The organism is Thauera sp. WH-1, from assembly GCF_047806685.1.
Classification (GTDB): domain Bacteria; phylum Pseudomonadota; class Gammaproteobacteria; order Burkholderiales; family Rhodocyclaceae; genus Thauera.
The window spans coordinates 65,113-91,352 of sequence record NZ_JBLQGP010000010.1; the positions used below are offsets into that span (position 1 = coordinate 65,113).

The window sequence follows — 26,240 nt, forward strand, 5'->3', positions numbered from 1 at the left end:
GCCGGGGCGCCCGCCGTATCGAAACCCGAACCGGAGACCGTCCATGTCCGCCGACGCAAGCGCATCGCGCCACTACGCGATCGTCGCCCGCGCGATCGCCTTCATCCGCAGCCACGCCCATGACCAACCGGCGCTGGACGAGATCGCCGCCGCGGTCCATCTCAGCCCCGCGCACCTGCAGCGCGTGTTCGCCGCGTGGGCCGGCATCTCGCCCAAGCGCTTCCTGCAGTACCTGACCAAGGAGTACGCCCGCGCGCAACTGCCGCAGTCGGCGAGCCTGCTCGAGGTCAGCCTCGATGCCGGCCTCGGCAGCCCGAGCCGGCTGCACGACCTGATGGTGAGCTGCGAGGCGATGACGCCGGGCGAGATCAAGGCCGCCGCGCGCGGCATCGACATCGGCCACGGCCTCGCACCGACCCCCTTCGGTGATGCGCTGGTGGCGTGGACCGGGCGCGGCGTGTGCCATTTCGCCTTCCGCACCGAGGACGAGGCGAGCCTGCTCGCCGAACTGCGCGTCCTGTGGCCGGCCGCCACATTGCAGCGCGACGACGCGCAGGCGCAGCAATGGATGCAACGGATCTTCCCGACGCGGCCGACGCGCGGCCGCATCCATCTGGTGCTGCGCGGCACCAACTTCCAGATCAAGGTGTGGGAGGCGCTGATCCGCATCGAGCCGGGCCGCGTGCTGTCGTACGGGCAGCTCGCCCGCGAGCTCGGCATGCCGCGCGCGCCGCGCGCCGTCGGCAGTGCGCTGGCGGCCAACACGATCGGCTACCTGATTCCCTGCCACCGCGTCATCCGCGAGCGCGGCGAGGTGGGCGAATACCGCTGGGGCAGCGCGCGCAAGCTTGCCCTGCTGGCCCGCGAGGCGGCCCGCCACGGCACCCGGGCGGACGGATTGCCCGCGCCGGCCGGCACGCCTTCGGCCGTCCGTCGGGCGTCGTCAGGTCGCGTCGGAGCCCGTACCCAGGACTGAAGCTCGGGCCCGGGGCGCAGGCTCAAGCCAGCGGCGCGCGGTCGATCGCGGACAGCGGCGCATTGACCTCGAACAGCTTGGCGTTCACCTGCGGGACACCGAAACCGCTCAGGCGCGCGCGATGCATCTCCAGGTAGCGCTCGGCACTGGCACGATCGGCGAACAGATAGATGCCGCCCGCCTCGCCGGTGTCACGGCTCTCGGTCCAGATCTTCCACAGCAGCCCCGCCTCCTGCGCGATCGACTGAGCGAGCCCTTGCATGGCGTGCGCCATCTCGTCGCCCCAGGGGCCGGAGTAGGGGAAATCCACTTGCAGCAAGACAGCCATCATCAACTCCTGGAAATGCGCTCACGAATCAAAAGGACACGCCCAAGCTCCGATCAGTGCGATGCGTGTCGGCTCGGGGCCTGCCGGGGATGCCGCCGAAATTCTAAGCCGTGGCGTGCTGTCGCGCCCCCCGGTCTCCCTGCTGCACGACCGGCAAGGCCCGTTCTGATGCGATCACGCCACATACCGGGCAAGGCTGCAGCCCAGGTGCGACAATCCCGGCCCTGCCCGTCCCGGGACCCGGGTCGGCAAACTTCAAAAAACAGTCAAACTCGAGGGAAACACACGATGTCTAGACAATGGGCGGCAATCATCGCATTGGGGCTGGCAAGCGCAAACCCGGCACTGGCCGCGGGGCAGGCCGAGGCCGAGGGCTTGGTGGAAGGCAGCTCGCTGGATCTGTTCCTGCGCAACGCCTTCATCAATCGCGATTACCGCGACGGTAACCAGGACAAGCGGGAGTGGGGCCAGGGCATCGTCGCCAACTTCGCGTCGGGCTTCACCCAGGGCACGGTCGGCTTCGGCATCGACGCCTTCGCCGCCTACGGCCTGCGGCTCGACAGCACGCGTCGCCGCGCCGGCGCCGGCGGCATCGACTTCTTCTACCAGGACCCGACGACCGGCGAGGTCGCGCGCGACGTGGCCAAGGTCGGCGCCTCGGTCAAGGCGCGCGTGTCGAACACCGTGCTGGCCTACGGTGACCTGCGTCCCTCGCTGCCGGTGCTGAACCACGACGACGCACGCCTGCTGCCCGAGAGCTTCACCGGCACGATGCTCACCTCGACCGAGATCGAAGGCCTGGAATTCAACGCCGGCACCTTCCACGCCCAGTCGCGCAAGAGCGATGAAGGCCGCGACAGCGGCGGCCTGAAAGGCATAGCCGTGATCGGCGCCAGCTACCAGTTCAACGACGCGCTGGGCGGCGCGCTGTACTTCTCGGACGTGGACAACGTGGTGCGCGACAACGCATTCAAGCGCCACTATGCCAACCTCAACTACGCGATGCCGATCGCCAGCAACACGCTGAGCTTCGACTTCAATGGCTACCGCACCAAGTACGACGTCTCCGGCGACAAGAACCGCATCTGGAGCCTGGCCGCAACCTACGAGACCGGTCCGCACGCCCTCACCCTGGCCTACCAGCGCAGCAGCGGCGACGTCGGCTTCGACTACGGCTTCTACCAGAACGCCGGCGGCACCGGTAACGGTGGCGGCTCGATCTGGCTCGCCAACTCCTACTGGTCCGACTTCAATGGCAAGGACGAAAAGTCCTGGCAGCTCGCCTACGCGCTGGACTTCGCCCAGTACGGCATCCCGGGCCTGAAGTACCGCGTCGCCTATGTGCGCGGCAGCGACATCGACACCGACCTCACCACGAGCGGCAAGGAACACGAGTTCTTCAACCAGCTCTCCTACACGGTGCAGAGCGGCGCCGCGAAGGACCTGAACGTCCGTCTGCGCACCTCGGCGCTGCGCGTGTCGAGCGATGCGGCCGACTACAACGTCAGCGGCCGTGAAGTGCGCATCTTCATCGACTACCCGTTCAGCGTGTTCTGATCCGGCCGCTGCGCACCGAGGTTCGCATTGACGCCGCCTTCGTCGGCGTGCTTCAATGCGAACGCTTCTCGTCTCGATAACGCTTCTCATGTCATGAGCTCGCGCCGAGGCCGCCCTGAAGCGCCGGATTCGACAGAGGGTGCCGCGCACCCTCCTTTTATTACGTAGCCAGCCAGTCGCACCCCTTGCGGCAAGCCAGCCAGATCGGAAGCCTGCAAGGAGTGTTTGATGAACCACAGCGCAATCGCGCGCGCGCGTGGCGGCCTGCCGCTGCGCCGCAAGACCCTTTCCATGGCCATTGTGGCCGCCCTGCAGTTGCCTGCCTGGGCAGGCGCCAACGAGGTCTCGCTGCCCCGCATCGATGTCATCGGCGGCGAAGCCGAGGCCGAGCGCAAGATCCCCGGCACCGTCAATGTCGTCACCCGCGAAACCCTCGAGCTGAAGCAGCCGCTGTCGACCGAGGCCGCGCTCAAGAGCGTGCCCGGCGTGGTGATCAAGCCCGAAGAAGAATCTGCGATCGTCGCCAACATCGGCGTGCGCGGCCTGAGCGCGGCCGATTACAAGACCCTGATCCTCGAGGACGGCGTCCCGGTGGCGCCGGGCCTGTTCGTGGGCAATGGCCGCTACTACAACCCGCGCATCCAGCGCATGGAAAGCATCGAGGTGCTCAAGGGCGCGGCCTCGCTGCGCTACGGCCCGAGCACCATCGGCGGCGTCATCAACTACCGCACCAAGACGCCCGAGCCGGGCGTGACGCTGTCGGGCCGCATCGGCTCGCACGGCTACCGCGAGGCCACCCTCGAAGCCGGCGGCAGCTCGCCATCGGGCGAGGCGGTGGGCGGTCTGTTCTACACCCAGGCGCGCAGCGACGGCTTCCAGGACAAGGGCTTCGAGATGCAGGACCTGATGATCAAGGGCGGCATGGCGCTCGGCGAGAAGCAGTGGGTCGGCATCAAGTTCGCCCATTACGAGAACGATGCCAACATCTCCTACCGCGGCGTCTTCCTCGATGCCTATCGCGCCGGCGCGCGCTTCAATCCGGCCCCGGACGACTGGTTCCTGACCGACCGCACCTCGGTGGACCTCAACCACGAGTGGGCCATCAATGCCGACACCACGCTCAACACCCTGCTGTACTGGAGCGAGACCACCCGCGACTACTGGCGTTTCGGCACCGTGAGCGGCAGCCCGACACGGGTGGTCGACGGTCTGACCCAGTGGAACTACGGCAACAGCCTCAACGGCAACAACCGCGCGTTCGAGCGCGTCGGCCTCGACAGCCGCCTCAACATCCGCCATGGCAGCTTCGGCCTGCGCAACGAGACCGAACTGGGCGTGCGCATCATGGACGAGGAGATGGTCGACCAGACCATCCAGGCAAGCCGCGCCACACCGCGTACCGGCACCATCGCGAAGGACGTCGTCGACGGCGCCACCAGCTACGCCTTGTTCGCGCAGAACCGCTTCATCCTCAATGACCGTCTCGCCGTCACGCCCGGCGTGCGCGTCGAGAGCTACGAGCAGACGCGACTCGATCGCCGCCGCAGCGAGGCCCAGGGCAACCGCGCCAAGACCTCCAACACCGAAGTCATTCCGGGCATCGGCCTCACCTTCCAGGCCGCCCCGATGGCGCAGATCTATGGCGGCGTGTACAAGGCATTCGGCCCCGCCCTCAACGGCGATGCGCTCGACGGCCTGAGCGACCAGCAGCTCGAGGCGGAGCGCTCGGTCAATATCGAGCTCGGCGTGCGCGGCAGCAATGCGCGCCTGCGCTATGAAGTCACCGCCTTCCGCATGGACTTCGACAACCAGATCATTCCCGCCAACAGCAACACCGCCTTCCAACGCACCAATGGCGGCAAGACCCTGCATCAGGGCCTGGAAGCGGCGATCGGCTACGATTTCAGCAACGGCTTCAGCGTCGATGCCAACGCGACCTACATCCCCGTCGCCAAGTTCGTCGGCGATCGCTTCAACAGCGCCGGCGCGCTCGAGACGCCCAGCGGCAATCGCGTGACCTATGCCCCGGAATGGGTCGCGAACCTCACCCTGGGCTACCGCTCGGGCCCCTTGAGCACGGCGCTGAGCGTCAATTACGTCGATGCGCAGTTCTCCGATGCGGCCAACACGGTGGCGATCGCGGAAAACACGTCCGGCTTCTTCACCGGCCAGATCGACAGCTACACCACGGTGGACCTGACCGCGAACTATGCGGTCAACAAGCAACTGAGCGTGTTCGGCGCGGTGAAGAACCTGACCGACAAGGACTACATCGCCAGTCTGCGTCAGGGCATCTACGTCGGCCCCGAGCGCAGCTTCGAGATCGGCGCCAAGTACAGGTTCTGAGTAACCGCTGGCGCGCCCGTCCGCTGCAGAGGCCGACCCCGATCGCCGTCGCGGCGATCCGGGTCGGCCTCGCCGCGTTCACTTCACCGTCAGCAGGCTGTCGTCCCACTTCGGGTGCTTCTCCAGCCCGCGCAGGTTGGCCACGGTGGCGGCGATGTTCGACAAGCCGGCGCCGTCGATCTGCTTCAGGCCCAGGCGGCCACCGCTGACGTTGTCGTACAGGATCAGCGGCACCGGGTTCAGCGTATGCGCGGTCTTGGCCTTGAAGCTGCCGTCGGCGTTGCGTGCCGGCTGGCTGGTCTTCTTGTCGAGCTCGAACATCTCGTCGGCATTGCCATGGTCGGCGGTGATCAGCGCCACCCCGCCGGCGGCATCGATCGCCGGCAGCAGGCGCGCCAGCGCCAGGTCGACCGCCTCGATCGCCATCGTCGCGGCGCGGAAGTTGCCGGTATGGCCGACCATGTCGCCGTTGGCGTAGTTGCAGCGCAGCACCGCATACTTGCCCGACTGCAGCGCGGCGATCATCGCGTCGGTGATCTCGGCCGCCTTCATCCACGGCCGCTGCTCGAAGGGCACGACGTCGCTCGGCACCTCTTCCCAGGTCTCGCCTTCGAAGCGACCGGAGCGGTTGCCGTTCCAGAAGTAGGTGACATGGCCGAACTTCTGCGTCTCCGAGCAGGCGAACTGCGCAAGGCCAGACTTGCTGAACCATTCGCTCGAGGTGTCGGTGATCGCCGGCGGCGCCACCAGGAAGCGCTTCGGCAGCTGCAGGTCGCCGTCGTATTGCAGCATCCCGGCATAGTTGACCTTGGGCACGCGCTCGCGCTCGAAGGCCTCGAAGTCGTTTTCGACGAAGGCGCGCGTGATCTCGATCGCACGGTCGCCGCGGAAGTTGAACAGCACGACCGAGTCGCCATCCTCGATCGTGCCGATGGGCTGACCGACGCCGTCCTCGTCGAACTCGGCGATGACGAACTCGGGCAGGTCCTGGTCGATGGTGCCGGGGTGCTTCTCGCGCAGGCCCTTGACCGCCGCGGTGGCGCTGGCGAACTTCGGCCCCTCGCCCAGCACGTGGGTGCGCCAGCCGCGCGCGACCATCGGCCAGTTGGCGTCGTAGCGGTCCATGGTGATGGTCTGGCGCCCGCCGCCCGAGGCGATGCGGGCGTCGAAGCCGTCGGTGCTGATCGCCTCGAGGAAGGCTTCGAAGGGCTCGACGTAGTCCAGCGCGCTGGTCTCGGGCACGTCGCGGCCGTCCAGCAGGGCATGGATGCGCACCGTCTTCACGCCCTCGGCCTTGGCCTGCACCACCATCGCGCGCAGGTGGTCGATGTGGCTGTGCACGTTGCCGTCCGAGAGCAGGCCGATGAAGTGGAGCACCGCCGCCTTGCCCTTCGTGTCGGCCTTGGCCCCGGCGACGATCTCCTGCCAGGCCTTGCCCTCCCAGATCGCGCCGCTGGCGATCGCATTGGCGACCAGGGCGGCGCCTTGCGAATACACCTGGCCGGCGCCGATGGCGTTGTGGCCGACTTCCGAGTTGCCCATGTCGTCGTCGGAGGGCATGCCGACGGCCGTGCCGTGCGCGCGCAACAGGACGTTCGGGTAGGCGGCGAACAGCCGGTCGAGGGTCGGCTTGCGCGCCGCGTCGATCGCGCTCCCGACATCGTGCTTCGGAACGCCGTAACCATCCATGACGATCACGACGACCGGACCCTGGACGCCGGCAAAGGCGGAGAATTTCTGCAGCATGGTCGCTTCCTGAAGGGGAGAATCGGCGCCCGATGCACTGTCCATCGCGACAGGACCGGGCAGAGGTCGCATTTTCGCCGAAATGGCGCGCCCATGCGCGCATCAGTGCCGTTGCCGACAGGCTGCTTCGCCCGCCTCGGCGGGCGCTCGTTCACGCCGTCGCCGCGGGCCCACCGGGCTTGCGCGCCACCAGGCCGATCAGCGCCGAACGCCCGCGGTGACCCGTGCCCTCGTTGACCTCGTCGTCGTACTCCACCAGCTCCTCGATGTCCCAGTCGGCGAAAGCCTCGCGCAGCACCTGCGCGGTGTACAGGTTCTCGACCGCCGATGGGCCGCCGGTGCCGTACTCGAGCTGCTTCGGCGTATAGCCCTGTAACAGGATGCGCCCGCCCGGGCGGGTGAGATGCTTCATCACCTCGAACTGGCGCTCGCGCCATTCGGGGCCGACGAACTGGATGAAGATGCCGATCACCCAGTCGAAGGCCTCGCGCAGTTCGGCGGGCGGCCAGCCGGGCGCGAGCATGTCGGCCTGCATGAAGCGCACATCGACCTTGCGTCCGAGCGCCAGGCGCCGCGCCTTCTCGATGGCGACCGTCGAGATCTCGATGGCGGTCACCGCCAGCCCCTGCTCGGCCAGCCAGACCGAGTTGCGCCCCTCGCCATCGGCGACCGACAGCGCGTTGTGGCCGTCCTGCAGCAATTCGGCGCGGTGGGCGAGAAAGCGGTTCGGTTCGGTACCGAACAGGTAGGCCTCCCCGGCATCGCGGTAACGGGCACTCCACAGGGCTTCCTGATTCATCGCGCAGATCTCCGTATCAAGGGCGAGCAGGCCGCTCGCGTGCATCGAAGCCGGCGCCTGGCGCTTGCGCACCGGCCGGGCAGCAACTGCACAGTGTCGAGGCTCTGGCATGATTATGGTCGACAACACTGGCCGTCGCCGACCAGCGCGCCCTGGCGCCCGACACGGCACCGGTGCGGCGCGGCGAAACGACAAGGGACCCGATGAAACTCAACCAGTTGCGCTACTTCGTCAGCGTCGCCGACAAGGGCAGCGTGCGCGCCGCCGCCGCCGCGCTGGGGGTGTCGGCGGCGGCGGTGAGCCAGGCCCTGCGCGAGCTCGAAACCGCCACGGCAACGCCGCTGCTCAAGCGCGAATCGCACGGCGCGGTGCCGACCTACGCCGGACGCCAGCTGCTCACCCATGCCCGCCTGCTGCTCGGCCAGCTCGCCCGCGCCGAGGAGGAGCTCGCCCAGATCCGTGGCATCACCGGCGGCACGCTGGCGATCGGCGTCACGCCCTGGGTGTCGCAGTCCATCCTGCCGCACGCGATCGCCCGCTTTCGCGCATTCCGCCCCGACGTTCGGCTGGACGTCAGCGAGGCGATGGGCATCACCCACCCCCTGCTGCGCGACGGCACGCTCGACCTGGTGATCGGGATGCCGCCCGCGCGCCAGGCCGCGGCCAGCTTCCATGTGCGCAAGCTCTTCCGCTGCGGCGTCGCCGTGGTCGGGCGGCTCGGCCACCCGCGCGTCGACTGCAGCTCGCTACGCGAGCTCGAGGATCAGCACTGGGTGCTCACCCTGCGCGAGGAGGGCATCGAGGAGCCGCTGGACAAACTGCTGGGCTCGCATGGCGTCGCGCCGCCGCCGCACCGCATCCATTTCGCCCGCTCGGCGCTGGTCGCCATCGGCATGCTGGAGGTGGGCGACCTGCTCACCGTCTGCCCCTGGCCGCTGGTCGAGAGCCCCTTCCTGCGCAACCGCGTGCAGCCGCTGCCGATCCGCGAACGCCTGGGCGAGCTCCCCACCAGCCTCATCACGCGCCGCAGCGACACCTTGAGCGCAACCGCGCAACTGTTCGTCGATTGCTTCAACGAGGCCACCCAGGCCTGCCTCGCGTCGGACGACCCGGTGCTGCGGCGAATCATGAACTCGGTGGAGCTGGTCGCCGCCGACTGAACCAGCACAAAAAAATGCCCGCTTGCGCGGGCATTAACCACATCGAAGTGGAGGAGGGAGACAAGAAACTCTTGAAGCGCTCACCGCCCGGCGGGCGGCGAGCCTCAGGCGGCCCGGCGCTGCAGGGCCAGTTCGGTCAGGCGCTGAACGGCGAGACCGACGAATTCGGAACCTTGGCGCTTGCCGGTGAGGGCAGCGGCCTCGACCGCAGCGCGTTGCCACAGCTTGAGGGCCTGATCGGCGCTGATGCCCGCCTTGCGGGCAATCCAGGGGAGGATCTTCGGAGCGTGCATGAGGTCATTCCTTCAATGTTGCGGGGAGGAAGCACCGTGTTGCCGTTCGTGTGTGCTTCCAGAGTTGTTGCAATGGTATGACCATCAGACCCGACCCGAAAGCCAGGCCTTTCCGTTGACGTAAGGTTTTCGTTTACACAAGACAGGCCTCGCTCCGAGCGCTTCGTGCCCCCGACCGCAGCCGCGCGCCTACAGGCTGTCCACGTGCGCGATCATGCGCTGACGCATGGCCTCGTCCGGCAGGGCGCCGAGCGCCCCGCCCATGTTGTCGATCATGTGGCGCGCCCGGCTGGTCGCCGGCGTCGCCACCGTGACCGCCGGATGCGCCAGCACGAACTTGAGGAAGAACTGCGCCCACGAGTGCGCATCGAACTCCGCCGCCCAGTCGGGCAGGGTCTGGCCCCGCACCCGCTCCCACAGCCGCGTGCGGCCGAAGGGCGCATACACCAGCACGCCGATGCCGCGGTCCTGCGCCAGCGGCAGGATGCGCGCCTCCATCACGCGGTTGTCGATCGCGTAGTCGATGCCGATGAAGTCGATCGGCTCGGCGGCGACGATGCGCTCGAGCGCCTCGTACTGGTCGGCAAAGGTGGTGGTGACGCCGATGTAGCGCACCCGCTTGTCCTCGCGCAGCGCCTTCAGCAGGCCGAGCTGGGTCGGCACATCGCCCAGGTTATGGACCTGGATGAGGTCGAGCACCGGTTTCTGCAGACGCTCGAACGAGGTCGCGAGCTGCGCCTGCGCCGCCGCCGGATCGGCACGTCCGCCGCCACGGCCGGCCACGTTGAGCTTGGTCGCCCAGAACAGCGTGTCGCTGATGCCGAGCTCACCGGCAATGCGCCCGGCCACCGCCTCGGAGGCGCCATAGGCGGGTGCGGTGTCGAACAGCCGGCCGCCGTTGCTCACCAGCGCCTGCAGCACCTCGCGCAGGGCGGCGACGTCCGCGCTGCGGGCGACCTGGGCAAAGGTGGCCGAGCTGCCCAGCCCGACCGCCGGCAGGCGCTCGCCGGAGGCGGGGATGGCGCGGGTGATCAGCGGCAAGGCCTTGTCCTCGGCCCACAGCAGGCCGGGCCGGATGCTCAGTGCGGCGCCGCTGGCCAGGCACAGCTTCAGGTAGTCGCGTCGTGAAATCATGTCGAACTCCTCCTCAATCGGGTCGTTGTCGGATGCGCCGCGGAGGCCGGCGCACCGCCCGCCGCGGCGATGCGCTGCTGGGTACGCCCCAGCCATAGCGCCAGCGCCGCCCAGGCCAGCGCGAGCGGGATCGCCACGCTGGCCAGCGCCGCCAGGCCCATGCCGAGGCGGCCGAGCAGGCCTTCGAGCTGGGCGCCGACGACGTCGCCGGCGCGATACACGAAAGTGTCGATGAAGGCCTTGGACTTGTACTTGTCCTCGCGGCTGGTCACCGTGTACAGGGTCTCGCGCGCCGGCCGCATCAGCGCCCGCTGCACCGCGCGGAACAGCGCCTCGAAGGCGATCAGCGCCGCCAGCGAGCCCACCAGCGCGAGGCCGATGAAGCCGAGCGCGGTGGTCAGCGGCAACAGCGCCAGCGTGATCGGCACCCCCACCCGCTGCATCAGCCGGCCCGCCACCAGCGCCTGCAGCACCAGGGTCGCGATCTGGGTGATGAGGTCGATGCGGGCGAACACCGTGGTGCGCAGGTCAAGGTCGTCGCCCAGCTCAGCCACCATCTGCAGCCGGGTGAAGTACAGGAAGGTGGCCATGATCGCCAGGATCACCACATAGGCCGCCATGCCGAGCAGGTAGCGCGAGCGGCACACCGCGCGCACCCCCTCCCAGGCGCTGCCGCCGATCAGCTCGCGCTCGTCGACCGCCGGCGCCAGCTCGTCGTCACGCGTGCCCTCGGCACGCGGGCCGGCCGCGACGGGCGCACGCTGGCAGCGCGCGATGCCCCAGGCCGCGCCCAGTGCGGCCAGCAGGAAGGCCGACGACAGCAGCAACAGCGCCGGCGTCCCGAGCGGGGCCGCCAGGCGCGAAGCCAGCCAGGGGCCGGCAATCGCCCCCAGCGTGCCGCCGACCGCAATCAGGCCAAAGAAGCGCTTGCCCTGCTCGAGCGAGAAGCGGTCGGCCATCAAGGCCCAGAACACCATCGTTGCAAACAGGTTGAAGACGCTGAACCAGACGTAGAACAACTGCCCGCTCACCACCCCGATCGCCTCCGGCGCCAGCACCAGCAGCAGGTAGAAGCCGGCCAGGCTGCAGGCGAAGAAGGCGTAGGTGGCGGTGATGAAGTGCAGCCGCGGCAGGCGGCTCACCAGCAGGCCGAACACCGGATTGACCAGCAGCGTGATCAGCGCCGTGCCCATGAACAGCCAGCGCACCGCATCGATGCCGCCGCGCAGGCCGAGCGCCTCGCGCGCCGGGCGCAGGACCATCAGCGCGACCAGTACGCAGAAGAAGAACACCACGGCCAGGAACACCGGCAGGACTTCGTCGCGACGGACGTTGAACAGGCGCTGCAGCATGGCCTTCACGGGCAGGGGCCTCCGCACGGGCGCCGCCGGCCGACACGCTCGCCGGTCGCGGCACGGTTCAGGAGCAGGGCCGCGCGGCCGACGCCACGGCCGATGCGCATGTCGCGCAGCGACGGGCGCTGGCGGCGGACCCTGCTGACCCTTACCGACCCGCATCCGTCGCGGCAGTTCCGGCTGGACGAGACGCAGGCTATGCTGAGATGGCAGCCAAGCCGGCCCGCCGTACGCGGGCGCCACGATCCACCCACCTGCGCGACCCAGCCCGCCATGGCGGACAGACGACTCGACACCTTGCGCCACGCGGTGCGCTGGCCGGTGCTGCTCAGGCACCTCGGCATGCTCGGCGTGGTGCTCGCGACGCTCAACGGCGTGCCCCTGGTCGCGACCGTGATCTGGGGCGAGCCCGCACAGGTCGCGGCCTACGCGCTGCCCCTGCTCGCGCTGCTGGCGATCTCGCTGCCGCTGGCACGGCTGGCCGCGCCCGAGCGCCTGCAGCTGAACGAGGCGCTCGCCGTGGTGGTGCTCGCCTTCGTGCTCGGCTCGCTGGTGATGAGCATCCCGCTCGCCCAGGCGGTGGCGGGCACACCCGGCGGCTCGCTTGGCGGCTGGCTGGACGGCTGGTTCGAGGCCGTCTCCGCGATCACCAGCACCGGGCTCAGCACCGCCGCCACGGTCGAGGACAAGCCGGCCTCCTTCCTCTTCGCCCGAGCCTGGATGCAGTGGTACGGCGGGCTCGGCATCGTCGTGCTGTCGCTCGCCCTGTTCCTGCACAACGGCATGTTCGCGCGCCAGCTGATGGAGACCGAGGCGGTGGGCGAGACCCTGGTGTCGAGCACCAAGGCCTATGCGCGCCGGATGCTCGCCGTGTATGTGGTGCTGACGCTAAGCGCGGTCGGCGGCCTGTGGCTCGCCACCGGTGACGGCTTCGTGGCGCTCACCCACGGCCTGAGCGCGGTGTCCACCGGCGGCTTTTCCACCTTCGACGCCAGCGTGGCCGGCTGGAGCCGGCTCGCCGCCGCCACGGCGCTGCTGTTCTCGCTGCTGGGTGCCGTCTCGCTGCCGCTGTGGCACCGCGCCTGGCAGCAGGGCTGGAAACAGGGCTGGCGCGAGGGCTGGCGAAGGGGGCCGGCCGAGCTGGGGCGCGACCCCGAGTTGCGCCTGCTGCTCGTGGCCACGCTGACGATCGCCGGCCTGCTCTGGCTGTGGGCGCCGGCCGGCGAGGGCAGGGCGGCCGACGCCCTGCTGCTGGCCATGAGCGCGCAGAGCACGACCGGCTTTGCGCCGGCCAACGTCGCCGCGCTCGACGATGCCTCCAAGCTCACCCTCATCGCCTCGATGCTGGTCGGTGGCAGCGTCGGCTCGACCGCCGGCGGCTTCAAGCTGCTGCGCCTGCTCATCCTGCTGCGCCTGCTGCAGCTCGTGCTGGCGCGCGCCGCCGCACCGCGCCACGCGGTGCTCGGCGTGCATCTGCAGGCGCGCCAGGTGGCGGACGAGGACTTGTGGCGGGTGCTGCTGGTCGTCCTGCTGTTCGTCGGCCTTGCCTTCGTCTCGTGGCTCGCCTTCGTCGCCCATGGCTACCCGGCGCTCGACGCGTTGTTCGAGGTCGTCTCGGCGAGCGCCACGGTGGGTCTGTCGACCGGCATCGCCCGTCCCGAGCTGGAGCCCGTGCTCAAGCTGGTGCTGTGCCTGGCCATGCTGGCTGGGCGCCTCGAGATCCTCGCCCTGCTGGTGCTGCTGCATCCCGGCACCTGGTTCGGCAAACGCACGGAGGTCGCATGAGAGCCGTATTCGTCGGGGCGAGCAGCCTCGCCGTCACCACCGCCCGCCGCCTGCTCGCCGGCGGCCACGAGGTCGTCATCGTCGACAGCGACCGCGAGTGCATCGAGGCGCTGTCGGCCGAGCTCGACTGCGGCTTCCTGCACGGCGACGGCAGCAAGCCGGCACTGCTGCGCGAAGCCGACCCGCAGAGCACCGACTGGCTGTTCTGCCTCACCGGCAACGACCAGACCAACATCCTGTCCAGCCTGGTCGGGCGTTCGCTCGGCTTTCGCCGCGTCGTCACCAAGATCGAGGATTCGGAATTCGAGCACCTCTGCCTGGAGCTCGGCCTCGAGGACATCATCATTCCGACGCGCACCATCGGCCGCTACCTGTTCGACATGTTCGAGGGCCGCGACCACATGGAGATCATCGCCCTCATCAAGGGCGAGGCGCGCGCCTTCTCCTTCGTCGCCCGCGCCGAGGACGAGAAGCCGATCGCCGAGCTGGGCCTGCCCGAAGGCAGCCGGGTGATGTTCTTCTACCGCAACGAGCGCTTCACGCTGCCCGAGGCCGACAGCACGCTCAGGCGCGGCGACGAGGTCATGATCGTCACCCACAGCCGCAACCTCGAAGCCCTGCGCGCCCGCTGGCGCCCCTGAGTGGGCGCGGCGTGCGCTGCAGCCCGCGGCTCAGGCCGCCGCGCGCGCCAGCCGGCCATCGTCGCCTGCACGGCCGGCCGGCGTGCGCAGCCAGGCCGTGGTGGCGGCCGCGTCGAGCGGCTTCGAATACAGGTAGCCCTGCGCCTCCTGGCAGCCGAGCACGCTGAGCGCAACCTTCTGCTCCACCTGCTCCACGCCCTCGGCAATCGTGCGCAGCCCGATGCTGTGCGCCATCGCCAAAATGGCCTCGACGATGGCCACGTCCTGGCGGTTCCACGCCAGCTCGGTAACGAAGCTGCGGTCGACCTTGAGGGCCGAGATCGGCAGCCGACGCAGCAGGGTCAGGGACGAGTAACCGACGCCGAAATCATCGACGGCGATCGACACCCCCATCCGGCGCAAGGCCTGCAGCAAGCCGTTGACCGCCGGGCCGTCGGCGGTCAGCGCACTCTCGGTGAGCTCGATCTCGAGCCGCTCGGCGGCGACGCCATGACGCCGCAGGATGGTCTCGACCTCGCCGATCAGCTCCGGGCGCAGTTGCGCCGGCGACACATTGACCGCAATGCGCGGCACCGCCAGGCCTTCTCGCTGCCAGGCCGCCATCTGCGCCACCGCCAGATCGAGCACGCACAGGCCCAGCGGCCAGATCAGCCCGGTGTCCTCGGCGAGCTGGATGAAACGCGCCGGCGCAAGCTGGCCCAGGCGCGGATGGTTCCAGCGCACCAGCGCCTCGATGCCGCTCAGCCCCTGGCCGGCCAGCGCGATCTGCGGCTGGTAGTGCAGCTCGAGCTCGCCAGCGTCGATTGCCTGACGCAGCTCCGACTCGATCATCATGCGTTCGACGGCGCGCGCGTTCATCTGCTCGGCGAAGACCTGATAGCGGTTCCCGCCCGACTCCTTGGCGTGGTACATCGCCAGGTCGGCGTGGCGCAGCAGCGCCTCCTCGCTCGTGCCCTGCTGCGGATACACCGCCAGGCCGATGCTGCCGCCGACATGCAGGCTGTGGCCGCGCAGACTCATCGGCGCGAGCACGCTGTCGAGGATCTTGGCGGCCACGCTCTCGGCATCCTCGACCCGGTGCAGGTTGGGCAGGATCACGGCAAACTCGTCGCCGCCCAGCCGCGCCACGGTGTCGGAGTCGCGGACGGCGCCGCTCAGGCGTGCGGCCATCGCCTGCAGCATGGCGTCGCCGGCGTCGTGGCCGAGGGTGTCGTTGATCCACTTGAAGCGGTCCAGATCGAGGAACAGCACGCCCAGCATCGTGCCATTGCGCTGCGCCTGCTTGATCCCCTGGTGCAGGCGGTCCATCAGCGCGGCACGGTTGGGCAGCCCGGTGAGCGCATCGCGCGTTGCCAGTTGCATGATGCGCGCCTCGGCCTCATGGCGGCGCAGGACCTCGCTCTCGAGCTCCTGCACGCGCTGGCGCAGCTCGAGCTCGATGATCACGCTGCGCGCCAGTACGGCCAGCGCGACGCGCTGCTTGTCGTCGAGCCGGCGCGGCTGATGGTCGATCACGCACAGCGTGCCCAGCACCTCACCGCTGGGCATCACCAGCGGCATGCCGGCGTAGAAGCGCACGCCCGGCTCGCCACGCACCAGCGGGTTGTCGGCGAAGCGCGCATCGAGACAGGCGTCCTCGACCTCGAACAGGCCATCGCCGAGCAGGGCGTGTGCACAGAAGGAGGCCGTGCGCGAGGTCTGCGTGGCCTCCAGCCCGGCGCGGGCCTTGAACCACTGGCGGCGCTCGTCGACCAGGCTCACCAGCCCGATCGGTGTCTGTGCAAGCTCGGCCGCCAGGCGCGCGATCGCATCGAAGGACTCGTCGGCCGGCGTATCGAGGATCTGCAGGCTGTGCAGGCGCTCGCTGCGTGCCGGCTCGTTCAGCGGCACGGGGGGCATCCAGCTCGCGAGCTTGGCCAGCAACAGGCTGAGGTCGCCGCACTTGTCGAAGTAGCCGTCGGCACCGGCCGCGGTGCATAGCGCCTCGTAGGGGTCGGCCGGCTGGTTCGTCAGCACCAGCATCCGCGGCGCGAGCCCCGGGGTGGCGTGCACCCGCTTGAGCAGGCTGAGGCCGCTGCCCGGGCTCAGGGCGAGGTCGAGCAGCACGACGTCGGGGCGCTGCGCGGCAATCAGGCGCAAGGCCTCATCCTCGCCACTGGCATGACCGACCACCTCGAGCCCCGGCTGCGCCCCGAGCAGCGCCAGGAGGTGCTCGCGCACGAGGGCGGAGTCTTCGACGACGACGATTCGCATGAGGGCACTCCATGGGGGCGATGACATGGCACTCATGTTGCGCCCGGACACCCTGCCGAACCATCGGGCACCGCCTCAAGCGCCTGTAGGCGCGTCGCCCATTGCCGCGTAGGGCAATGCCCTACAGCCCGCGGCGCTCCCCTTCAGCGCGGATCGACCAGGCCATGGGTGGCGCAATAACGCGCGATCTCGGCGGTGTTGGCGAGGCCGGTCTTGTCGATGATGCGGCTGCGGTAGGTGCCGACCGTCTTCACCGACAGGTGCATGGTGTCGGCGATCTCGCTCGCGCTCCTGCCGGCGGCGATCAGCAACATCACGCGGTACTCCTGCGCCGACAAGGTCTCGTGTGGCGCACGCGTTTCGCCGCGCCCCGACAGCAGGTCGGCGAGATGTCCGGCCAGGTCGGCGCTGATGTAGCGGCCGCCATTGCACACACGCTCGATGGCGGTGACCAGCTCGGTCGTGGCGTGGTCCTTGGTCAGGTAGCCCGCTGCGCCAAGCTGCAGCGCGCGCGACGCATAGGCCGCCTCGTCGTGCATGCTGAGCACCAGCACCGGCAGGCGGGGCACCGCACGGCGCAGCTGGGCCAGCCCCTCGAGGCCGCTCGCATCGGGCAGCGACAGATCCAGCACCGCCACCTCCCAGGCCTGCGCACGCGCCAGCTCCAGCGCCCGCGCCAGGCAATCGGCCTCGCCCACCGCCGCCTCCGGCCAACGCCGCTCGATCAACTGGCGCACGCCGAAGCGCATCACCGGATGGTCATCGATGATCAGGACACGCATCGTGCGCCAGGCTCCCCTCGTTCACCGGCAGGCTCACCTGCACCCGCACGCCACCGTCCCGCCCGCCCTCGAACCTGAGCTCGCCGCCGGCGAGCGAGGCGCGCTCGCGCATGCTCAGGGTGCCCAGCGACGCCCCGCTTGCCGCCTGCATGCCGCGGCCGTCGTCCTCGATCGCCAGGTGGTAGCGCCCCTCGGTGAGCGCGCCCTCGATCCACACCCGGCTGGCGGCGGCATGGCGGGCGACGTTGGTCAGCGCCTCCTGCGCGATGCGGTAGAGCTGGATCGCCTGCTCGGCAGTGAGGCACTCGCTGTCCTCCACCCTGACCTCGCAGCGCACGCCGGCCTGCTCGCCGAACTGGCGCGCGGCATGGCTCAGGGCCGCACCGAGGCCGAGGTCGTCGAGCAGCGGCGGGCGCAGCGCGCCGGCGATGCGCCGCGCCGTGGCGATGCCCTCGCCGAGCAGCGCGTTGATGCGCTCGAACTCGGCAGCATGTTGCGGGCTGTCCTTGAAGACCTGGTGCACCGTCATCTTGAGCGAGGTGAACACCTGGCCGAGCTGGTCGTGCACCTCGCGCGCCAGCCGCCTGCGCTCGGCTTCGACGCTGCTGTCGAGGTGCGCGGCGAAGGTCTCGATCTGGCCGAGCGCCTGCTGCAACTCGGCGGTGCGCTGCGCCACCGCATCCTCGAGCTGCAGGTTGGCATCGCGCAGCGCGTGCTCGGCGCGCTGTCGGCGCGCCTGCTCGCGCTGCAGCAGCACATAGGCGGCGACGATCAGCAGCACGCCGCTCACCGGCAACAGCACCGCCCACCACAGCGCGCGACGCTTCAGGCGGAGAGCCTCGTGCTCGCGTTGCTCGACCTCGCGCGCGAGATGCGCCTCGACCTCGTCGAAGCGCTCGCGAATCAGCTGCATCGTCATTCGGCCCTCGTCGAGCATCGTCTTCTGCAAGTCAGGCTCGAGCATGCCCTGGCGGCGTGCGGCGACGTTGCGTTCGGCCAGCGCCACACGGCGATCGATCAGGGTTGCGAGGGTGTCGCGCTGCAGCTCACCGAACAGCAGGGCGAACTCCGCCTGCAGCGGCCGCAGGGACTCGGCAAGTTCGGTCAGCCCACGGCCGAAGGGGTCGAGATACTCCTCGTCGCCGGTCAGCACGAAGCCGCGCTGCCCGGTCTCGACGTCCTTCAGCGCCGACATCACCCGCTCGGCCTGCAATTCGTTCGCGCGTGCGCGGCTGCGCAGTTCGGTCGCCGCGTCGACCGTGCGCAGGCTGTGATGTCCGATAAAGGCCAGCACCACGAACAAGGCCAGCCCGCCGAGCATGAGCAGGGTGGCAGCGATCGAACGGCGTCTGAAGGAAAAGGATCGGCGCATCGTCACGAGGCTTGGCTGAGGGCACGGACCACGCCCCTGTCCACCTGCCGGCAGCGCGCGGCTTGCTGGGACGCGGGCAGGAGTCGATCATACGCAACATGCTTATCCCAGGATAGGAAACGGCCCCCTGGCGCACGCTCGCACCCGGGGCAGGGCGTCACACCAAACGGAGATCCGCCATGAAGTCGCTGTCCTCAAGCCTTGGCCTCGCGCTGCTCGTGCTGTCCTTCACCGTGTCGGCGGCGCCACCGCCCTTGCCGGCGCTCAACATCGACATCCGCGACACCTCGGTGTCCGGCATTTCCTCGGGCGGCTTCATGTCGGCGCAGTTGCAGGTCGCGCACTCGTCGATCATCAAGGGGGCGGGCATCGTCGCCGGCGGCCCCTACTACTGCGCGCAGAACGACGTGCGCATCGCCACCACGCTGTGCTCATGCACCGGCGAGCCGCTGCTCGCGTGCAAGGTCAGCGACGCCAGCGCCGCCGTACCCACCTTGGTGAAGGCGACCCAATCCTTCTTCGAGGCCGGCCGCATCGACGACCCGGCCAACATCGCGCGCCATCGCGTCGCGACCGTGGTCGGTGGCAAGGACCCGCTCGTTCCCACGCCGGTGGCGCGCCAGCTGCACGCCTACTACGGCGCCTTCGGCCTGCCGCCCGACAGCCTCAAGGCGATCGCGCTCGACGACGCCGGCCACACCATGCCCACGGTCGATTACGGTGCCGCCTGCCCGCTGACCGACGAGCCCTACATCGGCAAGTGCGCCTTCGACACCGCCAGCGCCATGCTCGGCTGGATCTACGGCGAGACCTCGGCCGCGCCGCGCCAGGGCGGCGTGGCGCAGGGGCGCTACATCGAGTTCGACCAGAGCGCCTACATCCCGAAGGCCGGCTGGTTCAGCTACCTGTGGGGCTCGGGCATGGACAAGAGCGGCTGGCTGTACGTGCCGCAGGCGTGCGAGGCGGGCGAGCGATGCCGCCTGCATGTCGCGCTGCACGGCTGCAAGCAGGGCCAGAGCTACATGCCGCTCAAGCCCCCGCCCGGCGGCGGCCTCTACAATGGCACGACCTTCGTCAAGAACACCGGCTACGACCGCTGGGCCGACACCAACCGCCTGGTGGTGCTGTTCCCGCAGGCGGTCTCCATCCCGTGGAAGAACCCCAACGGTTGCTGGGACTGGTGGGGCTACACCGACGAGCACTACGCCAACAAGGACGGCATCCAGATCCGCGCCATCCACGCCATGATCGAGCGCCTGAGTTCGGGCCTGCAGCCCTGACCCGCGAACAAGGAATCCCGCATGAGCCCCTCCACCCCCTCCAGGCCACCGGCCGCGCGCCAGGCACGACTCATCGCCCTCGTTATCGGCGGGCTGTTCCTGCTGCTGATCCTCGGCTTCATCGCCATGGTGTTCACCGTCCGCGACGAGGCCCGCCTCAACGCCGTCGGCCGCATCGCCGCCGCGCCGGGGGCCGAGCGCGGCGGCCTGGTGTTCCACGGCACGGCCAACATCTGGGAGGTGCGCGGCCGCATGACGCTCGATGAGCAACGCCAGGTGCGCTTCAGCTTCGACCTGATCGGCCCCACCGCCCAGCCGGCGCCCCCCGCGCTCGAAGTCGCCCTCAGCCTCGACATGCCCGATCGCGACCGCGCGCCGATTCCGCTGCCGCACACCCTCACCGGCCTCGGCGGCTACGCCGCGAGCGCGCTGCTGCCCGAGCCCGGGCGCTGGCGCCTGCGTCTGCACTTGCCCGAGATCACCGGGTTGTTCGAGTTCGAAGTCGATCGCTAGCCCGCACCCTCGGGCATACTGGCGCGCCCTGCGCGGAATGCCCCATGTCTTCGACCCTCACCGACCTGCTCGCCACCGCACTCGCTGCCCGCGCACCGCTGATCGAACAGCTCGCCGCCGAGCACACCGACGCCTACCGCCTGTTCCACGGCACCGCCGAGGGCGAACCCGGCCTCACGGTCGACCGCTACGGCCCGATGCTGCTGGTGCAGACCTTCCATCACCCGCTCACGCTCGATGGCCTCGCCGAACTGCAGGCCTTCTATGCGGCGGCGCTGCCCGGCCTGCCCCTGATCTGGAACGACCGCAGCGGCAAGCACTCGCGCATCGCCAACCCGTTGCCGCCCGAGCAGCAGGCACTTGCCGAGACCCCCTGCGAATTCAGCGAACTCGGCGTGCGCTACCGCTTCCAGGCCCGCCATGGTGGTCAGGACCCCTGGCTGTTCCTCGATCTGCGCGCCGCGCGCCGGCGCGTGATGCAGGAGGCGCCCGGCAAGTCGCTGCTCAACGTCTTCGCCTACACCTGCGGCGTCGGCATCGCCGCCGCCAAGGCCGGCGCGCGCCACGTGATCAACGTCGACTTCGCCGAATCCAGCCTTGCCGTCGGCAAGGACAATGCCCGCCTCAATACCCTGGCGACCCGCCCGCGCTTCATCAAGTGCGACGCCTTTGCCGCCCTGCGCCAGTACGCCGGCATCGGCCAGCCGAAGGTCGTGCGCGGCAAGCACCTGCCACCGTTTCCGGCACTCGAGCCGCATCGCTTCGACCTCGTCTTCCTCGACCCACCGCGCTATGCCAAGAGTCCCTTCGGCGTCGTGGACCTGATCAACGACTACGCGGCCCTGTTCAAGCCCGCCCTGCTCGCCACCGCAGAAGGCGGCAGCCTGATCTGCTGCAACAACGTCGCCCAGGTGGAGCGCGAGCCCTGGCTCGACCAGCTTGAACGCAGTGCGCGCAAGGCCGGCCGGCCCCTGCGCGAGGCCGAGTGGATCAGCCCCGAAGCCGACTTCCCCAGCGTCGACGGCAGGCCCCCGCTGAAGACCCTGCTGCTGCGCGTATAGACCAGACCAGCGCCGGAGCGAGGGCCGATCTGTAACGAAACATCGCAACTCTTGTTTCTTGTCCTACAATGACTTGCGCCGTTTTTCTCAGAGACTTTCTCATGATTCGCCTGAGCACGATCGCCCTTGCCTCGCTGCCGCTGCTGTTGTCCGCCTGCTTCGGTTCGCTGCGCCCACCCCCTGTCGCCCAACTGCCCGAGGCCGGACCCGGCCATCGCAACGGCCAGCTCGACTTCGACCTCGCCAGCGGCGACTACGACTGCGAATTCGGCGTGCGGGTGAAGGTGCAGCGCGAGCTGCTGGCGCAGATCAACAACCGCATCCAGCTCGGCTGGAACGGTCAGCACTATCAGCTCGAGCGCGACCCGTCGTCCTCCGGCCTGCCGCGCTTCGAGGACGCCGCCAGCGGCCTGGTGTGGATCGACCTGCCGTGGAAGAGCGTGCTGCTCGATGGTCGCACCCACAAGCCGATCGCCAGCGAATGCCGGCAGACGCCGGTGACCCTGGCCACTGGCAGCTGAGGCGCGGCGCGCCGGTCCGCGCGCGCGTCGCACAGTCAGGCCAGCCGGCGGATCAGCCCGGCAATCTCGCCAAAGCGGTCGAACCAGATGGGCCGCACGCCCATCGCGTGGTACTGCGCCGAGGCCAGCGCGACCTCCTCGGCGCTCGCCGCCGCATGGGTCGCGGGCCCCGGCCACTTCAGCAGCGCATAGTGGTAGCGGCCGGGCAGGGCCTTGGCGGCATCGCGCAATAGCCGGTTCATCTCCTCGTCGGCAAACGAGCAACCGACGTACAGGGCGTGATGTACCGGGTTGGCGAGCCAGCGCGCGAACACCTCGCCGACGATGCCGGCGCGGCTGCCGCCATAGGTGCGCTCGTACTGGCTGGTCGAGAACACGAAGCGCACATGGGTGATCAGGAAGGGCCGTCGCGGCGTGTAGCCGTGCAGGTGGTAGATGCCCTGATGCAGGGCCTGCTGCCCCTGCTCGCGCGCGAGGGTGTTGGGGTCGCCGGCCATCTCCTCACCACGCATCGCGTAGGCGGCGCGCGCGAGTCCGGCCTCGTCGAGGGCCTCGCCCATCAGGTCGTCGAAGTTGTAGGTGATGATCGCATCCCAGCCCGGAAACAGGCCGCCACGGTCCGGCACGTTGATCGGCGGCGCCAGCTCGGCGATCGCGCGATGGATCGGCCCCGGCGCGCGTGCGCCCTCGTAGAGGATGTCGGTGAGGTCGGCAAACAGGTGCTGGCCGAGAAAGTCGTAGCAGATCTGCGCGCCTTCCATCAGCGCCTCGGTGTCCGCCTGGCCGGCCTCGATCGCCGCCAGCACGGTGCGCGCGCGCAGCGCCTGCGCGGCCGGCAGCGGCTCGACCGCGGTGACCACGCGCACGAACTCGGCGTGCTCGCGCGTGTTGCCCGGCTGCGGCCGCATCTCCGCCTGCTCGCGCCCGCGCTCGGTCACCCGCAGCAGCAGGCGCCGCACCAGCTCCGCCCAAGACGGCCCGCCCGCATCCATGGTGACGCCGGCGCCGATCACCACCGACAGGCAGGCGGCCCGCCGCATCCACTGCATCAGGCCGATGTCCAGCTCGCGCTGCGCCGGCCCGAGCGCCTCGCGCAAGGGCTCGGCATTGGCCGACAGCCAGCGCGCCTTGAGCTCGACCTCGCCCAGCCGATCCGCGTCCAGCGCCAGCCCGAAGCGCTGCGCCAGGGCCTGCGACATCTGCAGCGAACGATACAGGCCGTTGATCTGCGTCTCGATCTCGAAGAAGGCGGCGCCGGGCTCGTCACGCTCGACCAGATCGGCAAACGCCTGCGGATCCCAGCTGCGCGCGGTGAAGAATGCCCGCCAGGCCGGGGCATGCTGCGATGGTCCGACGTACATGGCCCGCCCTCGTGATGCCCTGCCCGGCGGCAGCCTGCCGCGCTCTACAGCAGGAGGTTGCTCGGATTGCGGCACGCCTGGCCAGCGCCGGCCGCCCGCGGCGCCTGTCCAGACAGGTCGATGGTAGCGCCGTAGTACGAGTTGGCATTGGCAGTCGGCGCCATGCGCTGGCCCACCTCCAGCCTGAACGGCGCGCGGCCCGGCGCCACCCCGGCAAACACGCGCTGCCATTCGCCGCTGCCGAACTCCTCGCAGGCGATCTCGGTCAGCGTCACGCCGCGCGCGCGCATCGCGCCGACGATGTCGTAGGGCGGTTCGGCACCGACCTCCATCCAGTTCACAGAGAGTGTGCGCGCCGCGGGCGAGCCGGTGACCGAGACCTCGAGCTTGCCCAGACTGCCGCTCGCGGACAGTTCGCGCGAGCGCACCTTCGCCGCCCAGCGCACGCCGGCGAGGCGCTGGCGCAGGACGGCCAGCGACACGGACTGGCCCGGCGCGGCAGGCAGCGCCGCCAGCAGGGCATCGGTTGCGGCCGCGCTCGCGCCGATCTTGTTCCAGTCGGCCACGCACTGTTCGTCCGCCCAGCGTGCCGCATCCGCGCTGCGCGACACGTAGGCCTGGCGACAATCGGCGAGAAAGCGCGGCCGCGCCTCGGGCGGGACCACGAGCGGCGCCGGCGCCGCGCCTGCCGCGGCCGCGGCGCCGACGGCGGGTGCCGCCGCCTGCGGGGTGGCAGGGGGGGCCGGCGCCCTGGTGGCGTCGCTCACCGACACCCCCTCGCCGAAGCCGTGGCCATTCCAGGCCAGTTGCGCCGCGCACTGCGTGCGGGCGCTGCTGCCCGGCCCGCAAGCCGCGCCGCGGCGTGCGATCTGCACCTTGGCCGGCTTGCCGGCGAGCACGCGATAGCCGATGAGCTGGTCGGAGTACACCCGGCGCGCAGTGTTGCGCGCATCGACCACGAAGATATCCACCCGCGCCACGCCGCCCGGCCGGAACAGGCCGGGGCGGCCGACGCAGTCGTAGTCGCCCTCGGACAGCAGGTAGTCGAGGCGGCCATCGCCGGTGAAGTCCTGCGCGATCACGTAGCGGCCCTGGCCCTCACGTCCGCCGGCGGCGATGCAGCGGCGGTCCAGTTCGTTCATGTGGGTGAGGACGACGGTGGGGATGGGCGGACGCGCCTGGGCCCATGCGGCCGACGACACGCAGGCGGCAAGGGCTATCGCAAGCAGTGGCTTGTACATGAGCGCGGACTCCGGACGCCATGCTGCAGCCTAGACCTCGCCCTCGCACTCGGCAAGATTCCCCCGGGGGCAGTCCCGACCCGACGCAAGCTCAGCGATAACCGATCCAGCGTCCGAGCAGCAGGGCCGCCAGCCAGGCGATCAGCGACACCGCCGCCGCCAGGCGCACGTGCCCCGGCGCCGTCCCTGTCCAGGCCCCGGGCTCATCGACCCGGGCGCGCAGCGACAAGGCGTTGACCAGCCCCAGCGCCACGACGGCCATCTTTCCCAGGAACAGCGGCGAGGCCGCATACTCGCTTGCCCGCGTGATGAACAGCAGGCCGCCGCACACCACCGCCAGGCCCAGTCCCCAGGCCGCGCAACTGCCCAGCACGGCCCACAACGGCAGCACGGCGTGCCGGCGCCACAGGCCCAGCAGGCGCAGATCGAGCGGAACGATGGCCCCCACCAGCAGGGCGATGCCGAGGATGTGCCCGGCATTGACCAGCGGATAGAGCCAAGACGAGCTACTCAGCGCCCGCGCCAGAGCCAGCGCCTCGAGCGCCGCGAGCCATCCGTCCATGATCGACGCCCATGCCGCCTCGCGCCCTCACTGCCGTTCGGGGTAGAGCACGTGACGCTGGCCGTCGATCAACAGCCAGTTGGCCTTCAACAGGCGCTCGCCCGGGCGCGTCGAGCGATGACCGTACGCGGTCACGCTGCGGCCGACGCTGAGCAGCGCGTCGCTCAGCCCGGCACGCTCGTTGCGCCATGGCTGGCCGACCTCGACCACCCAGCGCTCGCCACCGACCTCGAGCGTGATCTCGCCATGCGGATTGCCCAAGCGCACCGCGGTGATGACGCCGCTGAGCTCGGACACCTCGGCGCTCGCCCAGCCCCAGCCATGGTGCGCACGCGCGCTGAACGCAAACAGCAACAGCGCAACGCTCAGTGCCAGGGCCAGCCAGCCCCGGCGGTCGATTGCTCGGTTCATCGTGTCACCTCCTCGGTCGGCTCAGGAACCACGGTCGATGGACTGCAGCCGCCGCCGGAAGTGCCCGCCGCGCCGAACCGGCTCAGCCGAAGGGCGCGACGCCGAACAGCCAGGCGTGCAGATAACGCGCGAACACGAACCAGACGCCGGCGCCGATCAGCACGGCGAGCGCATCGCGGCCCAGCGCGCCGCCGGCGTGGACCACGCCGTGCGCGCGATCGCGCCTGCGCGCGCTCAGGAAGGCGGCGATCGACCACGCCAGGAAGCTGCCGAACAGCAGCACGTCGGCGAGCGTGCCGTTCGAGATGAGGTGCGCGAAGGCCCACAGCTTCACCCCTGCGCTCATCGGGTGGCCGAGCGCCGCCTTGATGCGCGTGCCGGGCAGGTAGGTCGCCGCCAGCAGGATGAAGGCCGGCAGCAGGAGCAGGGCGGCGAGATGGCGCGTCCATAGCGGCGGGAACCACAGGTGGACCGGGTCGAAACGCGTCTGCCCGTAGCCCCACACGATCAGCACGAGACCGATCACCGACACGACCGAGTAGGCCAGCTTCCACTTCGCCATGCCGTAGTGGGCGATGTACTGGGCCCGGTTGTCCTCGGCGAAGATGCGCGCCGAATGCGTGCTGAGAAAAAGCACCAGGCCGATGATGAGTGCGGTCATGCAGGAAGTCTCCAGCGTTTTGGGTCGAGCGAGTCAGACTGCGTCGATCGGCTTTTGCTCCCGTGCATCGCACGCCTCGGATCTCGTCGATCCGTCGCGCGC

Annotated in this window: 24 protein-coding genes; 10 read left to right on the top strand and 14 right to left on the bottom strand. The window is 69.7% G+C overall.

Annotated features, from left to right (window positions below):
• Positions 1-43 precede the first annotated feature (43 nt).
• Positions 44-976 (top strand): methylated-DNA--[protein]-cysteine S-methyltransferase, encoded by a 933-nt coding sequence (locus tag ACMV5O_RS11455; RefSeq protein ID WP_416163596.1) that lies wholly within the window; start codon positions 44-46, stop codon positions 974-976.
• Between the two features lie 22 nt (positions 977-998).
• On the opposite strand, the gene ACMV5O_RS11460 is transcribed toward ACMV5O_RS11455, so the two are convergent.
• Entirely contained in the window at positions 999-1,304 is a 306-nt protein-coding gene (locus ACMV5O_RS11460) for a monooxygenase (protein ID WP_416163597.1), read from the bottom strand.
• A 288-nt stretch (positions 1,305-1,592) separates the two neighbouring features.
• Between ACMV5O_RS11460 and ACMV5O_RS11465 the strand changes: the two genes are divergently transcribed.
• Both ACMV5O_RS11465 and ACMV5O_RS11470 read left to right on the top strand, forming a co-directional pair.
• Positions 1,593-2,861, top strand: a complete 1,269-nt coding sequence (locus tag ACMV5O_RS11465; RefSeq protein WP_416163598.1) for an OprD family outer membrane porin — start codon at positions 1,593-1,595, stop codon at positions 2,859-2,861.
• 228 nt (positions 2,862-3,089) lie between these two features.
• Positions 3,090-5,207 carry a TonB-dependent receptor family protein gene (locus tag ACMV5O_RS11470; RefSeq protein WP_416163599.1) on the top strand — a complete coding sequence of 706 codons (2,118 nt, stop codon included), beginning with the start codon at positions 3,090-3,092 and terminating at the stop codon, positions 5,205-5,207.
• Positions 5,208-5,285: 78 nt separating this feature from the next.
• Here ACMV5O_RS11470 and gpmI read toward each other — a convergent pair whose 3' ends face one another.
• Together gpmI and ACMV5O_RS11480 are read right to left on the bottom strand one after the other, a co-directional pair.
• Positions 5,286-6,953, bottom strand: a complete 1,668-nt coding sequence (gene gpmI / locus ACMV5O_RS11475; RefSeq protein ID WP_416163600.1) for a 2,3-bisphosphoglycerate-independent phosphoglycerate mutase — start codon at positions 6,951-6,953, stop codon at positions 5,286-5,288.
• 151 nt (positions 6,954-7,104) lie between these two features.
• Positions 7,105-7,752: an SAM-dependent methyltransferase gene (locus ACMV5O_RS11480; protein ID WP_416163601.1), complete on the bottom strand. Its 648-nt coding sequence runs from the start codon at positions 7,750-7,752 to the stop codon at positions 7,105-7,107.
• A gap of 203 nt (positions 7,753-7,955) precedes the next feature.
• Here ACMV5O_RS11480 and ACMV5O_RS11485 point away from each other — a divergent pair, with 203 nt between their 5' ends.
• A complete protein-coding gene (locus ACMV5O_RS11485) occupies positions 7,956-8,912 on the top strand; it encodes a LysR family transcriptional regulator (protein ID WP_416163602.1) in 957 nt (318 codons plus the stop codon).
• Between the two features lie 104 nt (positions 8,913-9,016).
• Here the strand turns inward: ACMV5O_RS11485 and ACMV5O_RS11490 are convergent, their stop codons facing one another.
• The 3 genes from ACMV5O_RS11490 to ACMV5O_RS11500 all read right to left on the bottom strand — a co-directional run bounded on the left by ACMV5O_RS11490 (position 9,017) and on the right by ACMV5O_RS11500 (position 11,691).
• A complete protein-coding gene (locus ACMV5O_RS11490) occupies positions 9,017-9,205 on the bottom strand; it encodes a hypothetical protein (protein WP_324540868.1) in 189 nt (62 codons plus the stop codon).
• A 189-nt stretch (positions 9,206-9,394) separates the two neighbouring features.
• Entirely contained in the window at positions 9,395-10,339 is a 945-nt protein-coding gene (locus ACMV5O_RS11495) for an aldo/keto reductase (RefSeq protein ID WP_416163603.1), read from the bottom strand.
• On the bottom strand, positions 10,336-11,691 hold the full coding sequence (locus ACMV5O_RS11500; protein WP_416163658.1) for an NTP/NDP exchange transporter: 1,356 nt from the start codon (positions 11,689-11,691) through the stop codon (positions 10,336-10,338). The genes ACMV5O_RS11495 and ACMV5O_RS11500 overlap by 4 nt, the downstream gene beginning before the upstream one ends.
• 276 nt (positions 11,692-11,967) lie before the next feature.
• Here ACMV5O_RS11500 and ACMV5O_RS11505 point away from each other — a divergent pair, with 276 nt between their 5' ends.
• Positions 11,968-13,479 (top strand): TrkH family potassium uptake protein, encoded by a 1,512-nt coding sequence (locus ACMV5O_RS11505; protein WP_416163604.1) that lies wholly within the window; start codon positions 11,968-11,970, stop codon positions 13,477-13,479.
• Positions 13,476-14,120, top strand: coding sequence for a potassium channel family protein (locus tag ACMV5O_RS11510; RefSeq protein WP_416163605.1), 645 nt, complete (start codon positions 13,476-13,478; stop codon positions 14,118-14,120). Before ACMV5O_RS11505 ends, ACMV5O_RS11510 begins: the two co-directional genes overlap by 4 nt.
• 30 nt (positions 14,121-14,150) lie before the next feature.
• Here ACMV5O_RS11510 and ACMV5O_RS11515 read toward each other — a convergent pair whose 3' ends face one another.
• The 3 genes from ACMV5O_RS11515 to ACMV5O_RS11525 all read right to left on the bottom strand — a co-directional run bounded on the left by ACMV5O_RS11515 (position 14,151) and on the right by ACMV5O_RS11525 (position 18,527).
• A complete protein-coding gene (locus ACMV5O_RS11515) occupies positions 14,151-16,373 on the bottom strand; it encodes an EAL domain-containing protein (RefSeq protein WP_416163606.1) in 2,223 nt (740 codons plus the stop codon).
• A gap of 143 nt (positions 16,374-16,516) precedes the next feature.
• Positions 16,517-17,155, bottom strand: coding sequence for a response regulator (locus ACMV5O_RS11520; protein ID WP_416163607.1), 639 nt, complete (start codon positions 17,153-17,155; stop codon positions 16,517-16,519).
• Entirely contained in the window at positions 17,133-18,527 is a 1,395-nt protein-coding gene (locus ACMV5O_RS11525) for a CHASE3 domain-containing protein (protein WP_416163659.1), read from the bottom strand. The genes ACMV5O_RS11520 and ACMV5O_RS11525 overlap by 23 nt, the downstream gene beginning before the upstream one ends.
• Before the next feature lie 179 nt (positions 18,528-18,706).
• Here ACMV5O_RS11525 and ACMV5O_RS11530 point away from each other — a divergent pair, with 179 nt between their 5' ends.
• From ACMV5O_RS11530 to ACMV5O_RS11545, 4 genes are all read left to right on the top strand, one after another.
• Entirely contained in the window at positions 18,707-19,807 is a 1,101-nt protein-coding gene (locus ACMV5O_RS11530; protein ID WP_416163608.1) for a poly(3-hydroxybutyrate) depolymerase, read from the top strand.
• Between the two features lie 21 nt (positions 19,808-19,828).
• Positions 19,829-20,320 carry an AAA family ATPase gene (locus ACMV5O_RS11535; protein WP_416163609.1) on the top strand — a complete coding sequence of 164 codons (492 nt, stop codon included), beginning with the start codon at positions 19,829-19,831 and terminating at the stop codon, positions 20,318-20,320.
• 44 nt (positions 20,321-20,364) lie between these two features.
• A complete protein-coding gene (locus tag ACMV5O_RS11540; protein WP_416163610.1) occupies positions 20,365-21,381 on the top strand; it encodes a class I SAM-dependent rRNA methyltransferase in 1,017 nt (338 codons plus the stop codon).
• 101 nt (positions 21,382-21,482) lie between these two features.
• Positions 21,483-21,902: a hypothetical protein gene (locus ACMV5O_RS11545; RefSeq protein ID WP_416163611.1), complete on the top strand. Its 420-nt coding sequence runs from the start codon at positions 21,483-21,485 to the stop codon at positions 21,900-21,902.
• A gap of 35 nt (positions 21,903-21,937) precedes the next feature.
• Here the strand turns inward: ACMV5O_RS11545 and ACMV5O_RS11550 are convergent, their stop codons facing one another.
• From ACMV5O_RS11550 to ACMV5O_RS11570, 5 genes are all read right to left on the bottom strand, one after another.
• Positions 21,938-23,263 (bottom strand): SIR2 family NAD-dependent protein deacylase, encoded by a 1,326-nt coding sequence (locus tag ACMV5O_RS11550; RefSeq protein ID WP_416163612.1) that lies wholly within the window; start codon positions 23,261-23,263, stop codon positions 21,938-21,940.
• 44 nt (positions 23,264-23,307) lie between these two features.
• On the bottom strand, positions 23,308-24,504 hold the full coding sequence (locus ACMV5O_RS11555; RefSeq protein ID WP_416163613.1) for a hypothetical protein: 1,197 nt from the start codon (positions 24,502-24,504) through the stop codon (positions 23,308-23,310).
• A gap of 91 nt (positions 24,505-24,595) precedes the next feature.
• A complete protein-coding gene (locus ACMV5O_RS11560; protein ID WP_416163614.1) occupies positions 24,596-25,066 on the bottom strand; it encodes a hypothetical protein in 471 nt (156 codons plus the stop codon).
• Positions 25,067-25,093: 27 nt separating this feature from the next.
• Positions 25,094-25,477: a DUF6152 family protein gene (locus ACMV5O_RS11565; protein ID WP_416163615.1), complete on the bottom strand. Its 384-nt coding sequence runs from the start codon at positions 25,475-25,477 to the stop codon at positions 25,094-25,096.
• Between the two features lie 82 nt (positions 25,478-25,559).
• A complete protein-coding gene (locus ACMV5O_RS11570) occupies positions 25,560-26,138 on the bottom strand; it encodes an NnrU family protein (RefSeq protein WP_416163616.1) in 579 nt (192 codons plus the stop codon).
• Between the last annotated feature and the right edge of the window lie 102 nt (positions 26,139-26,240).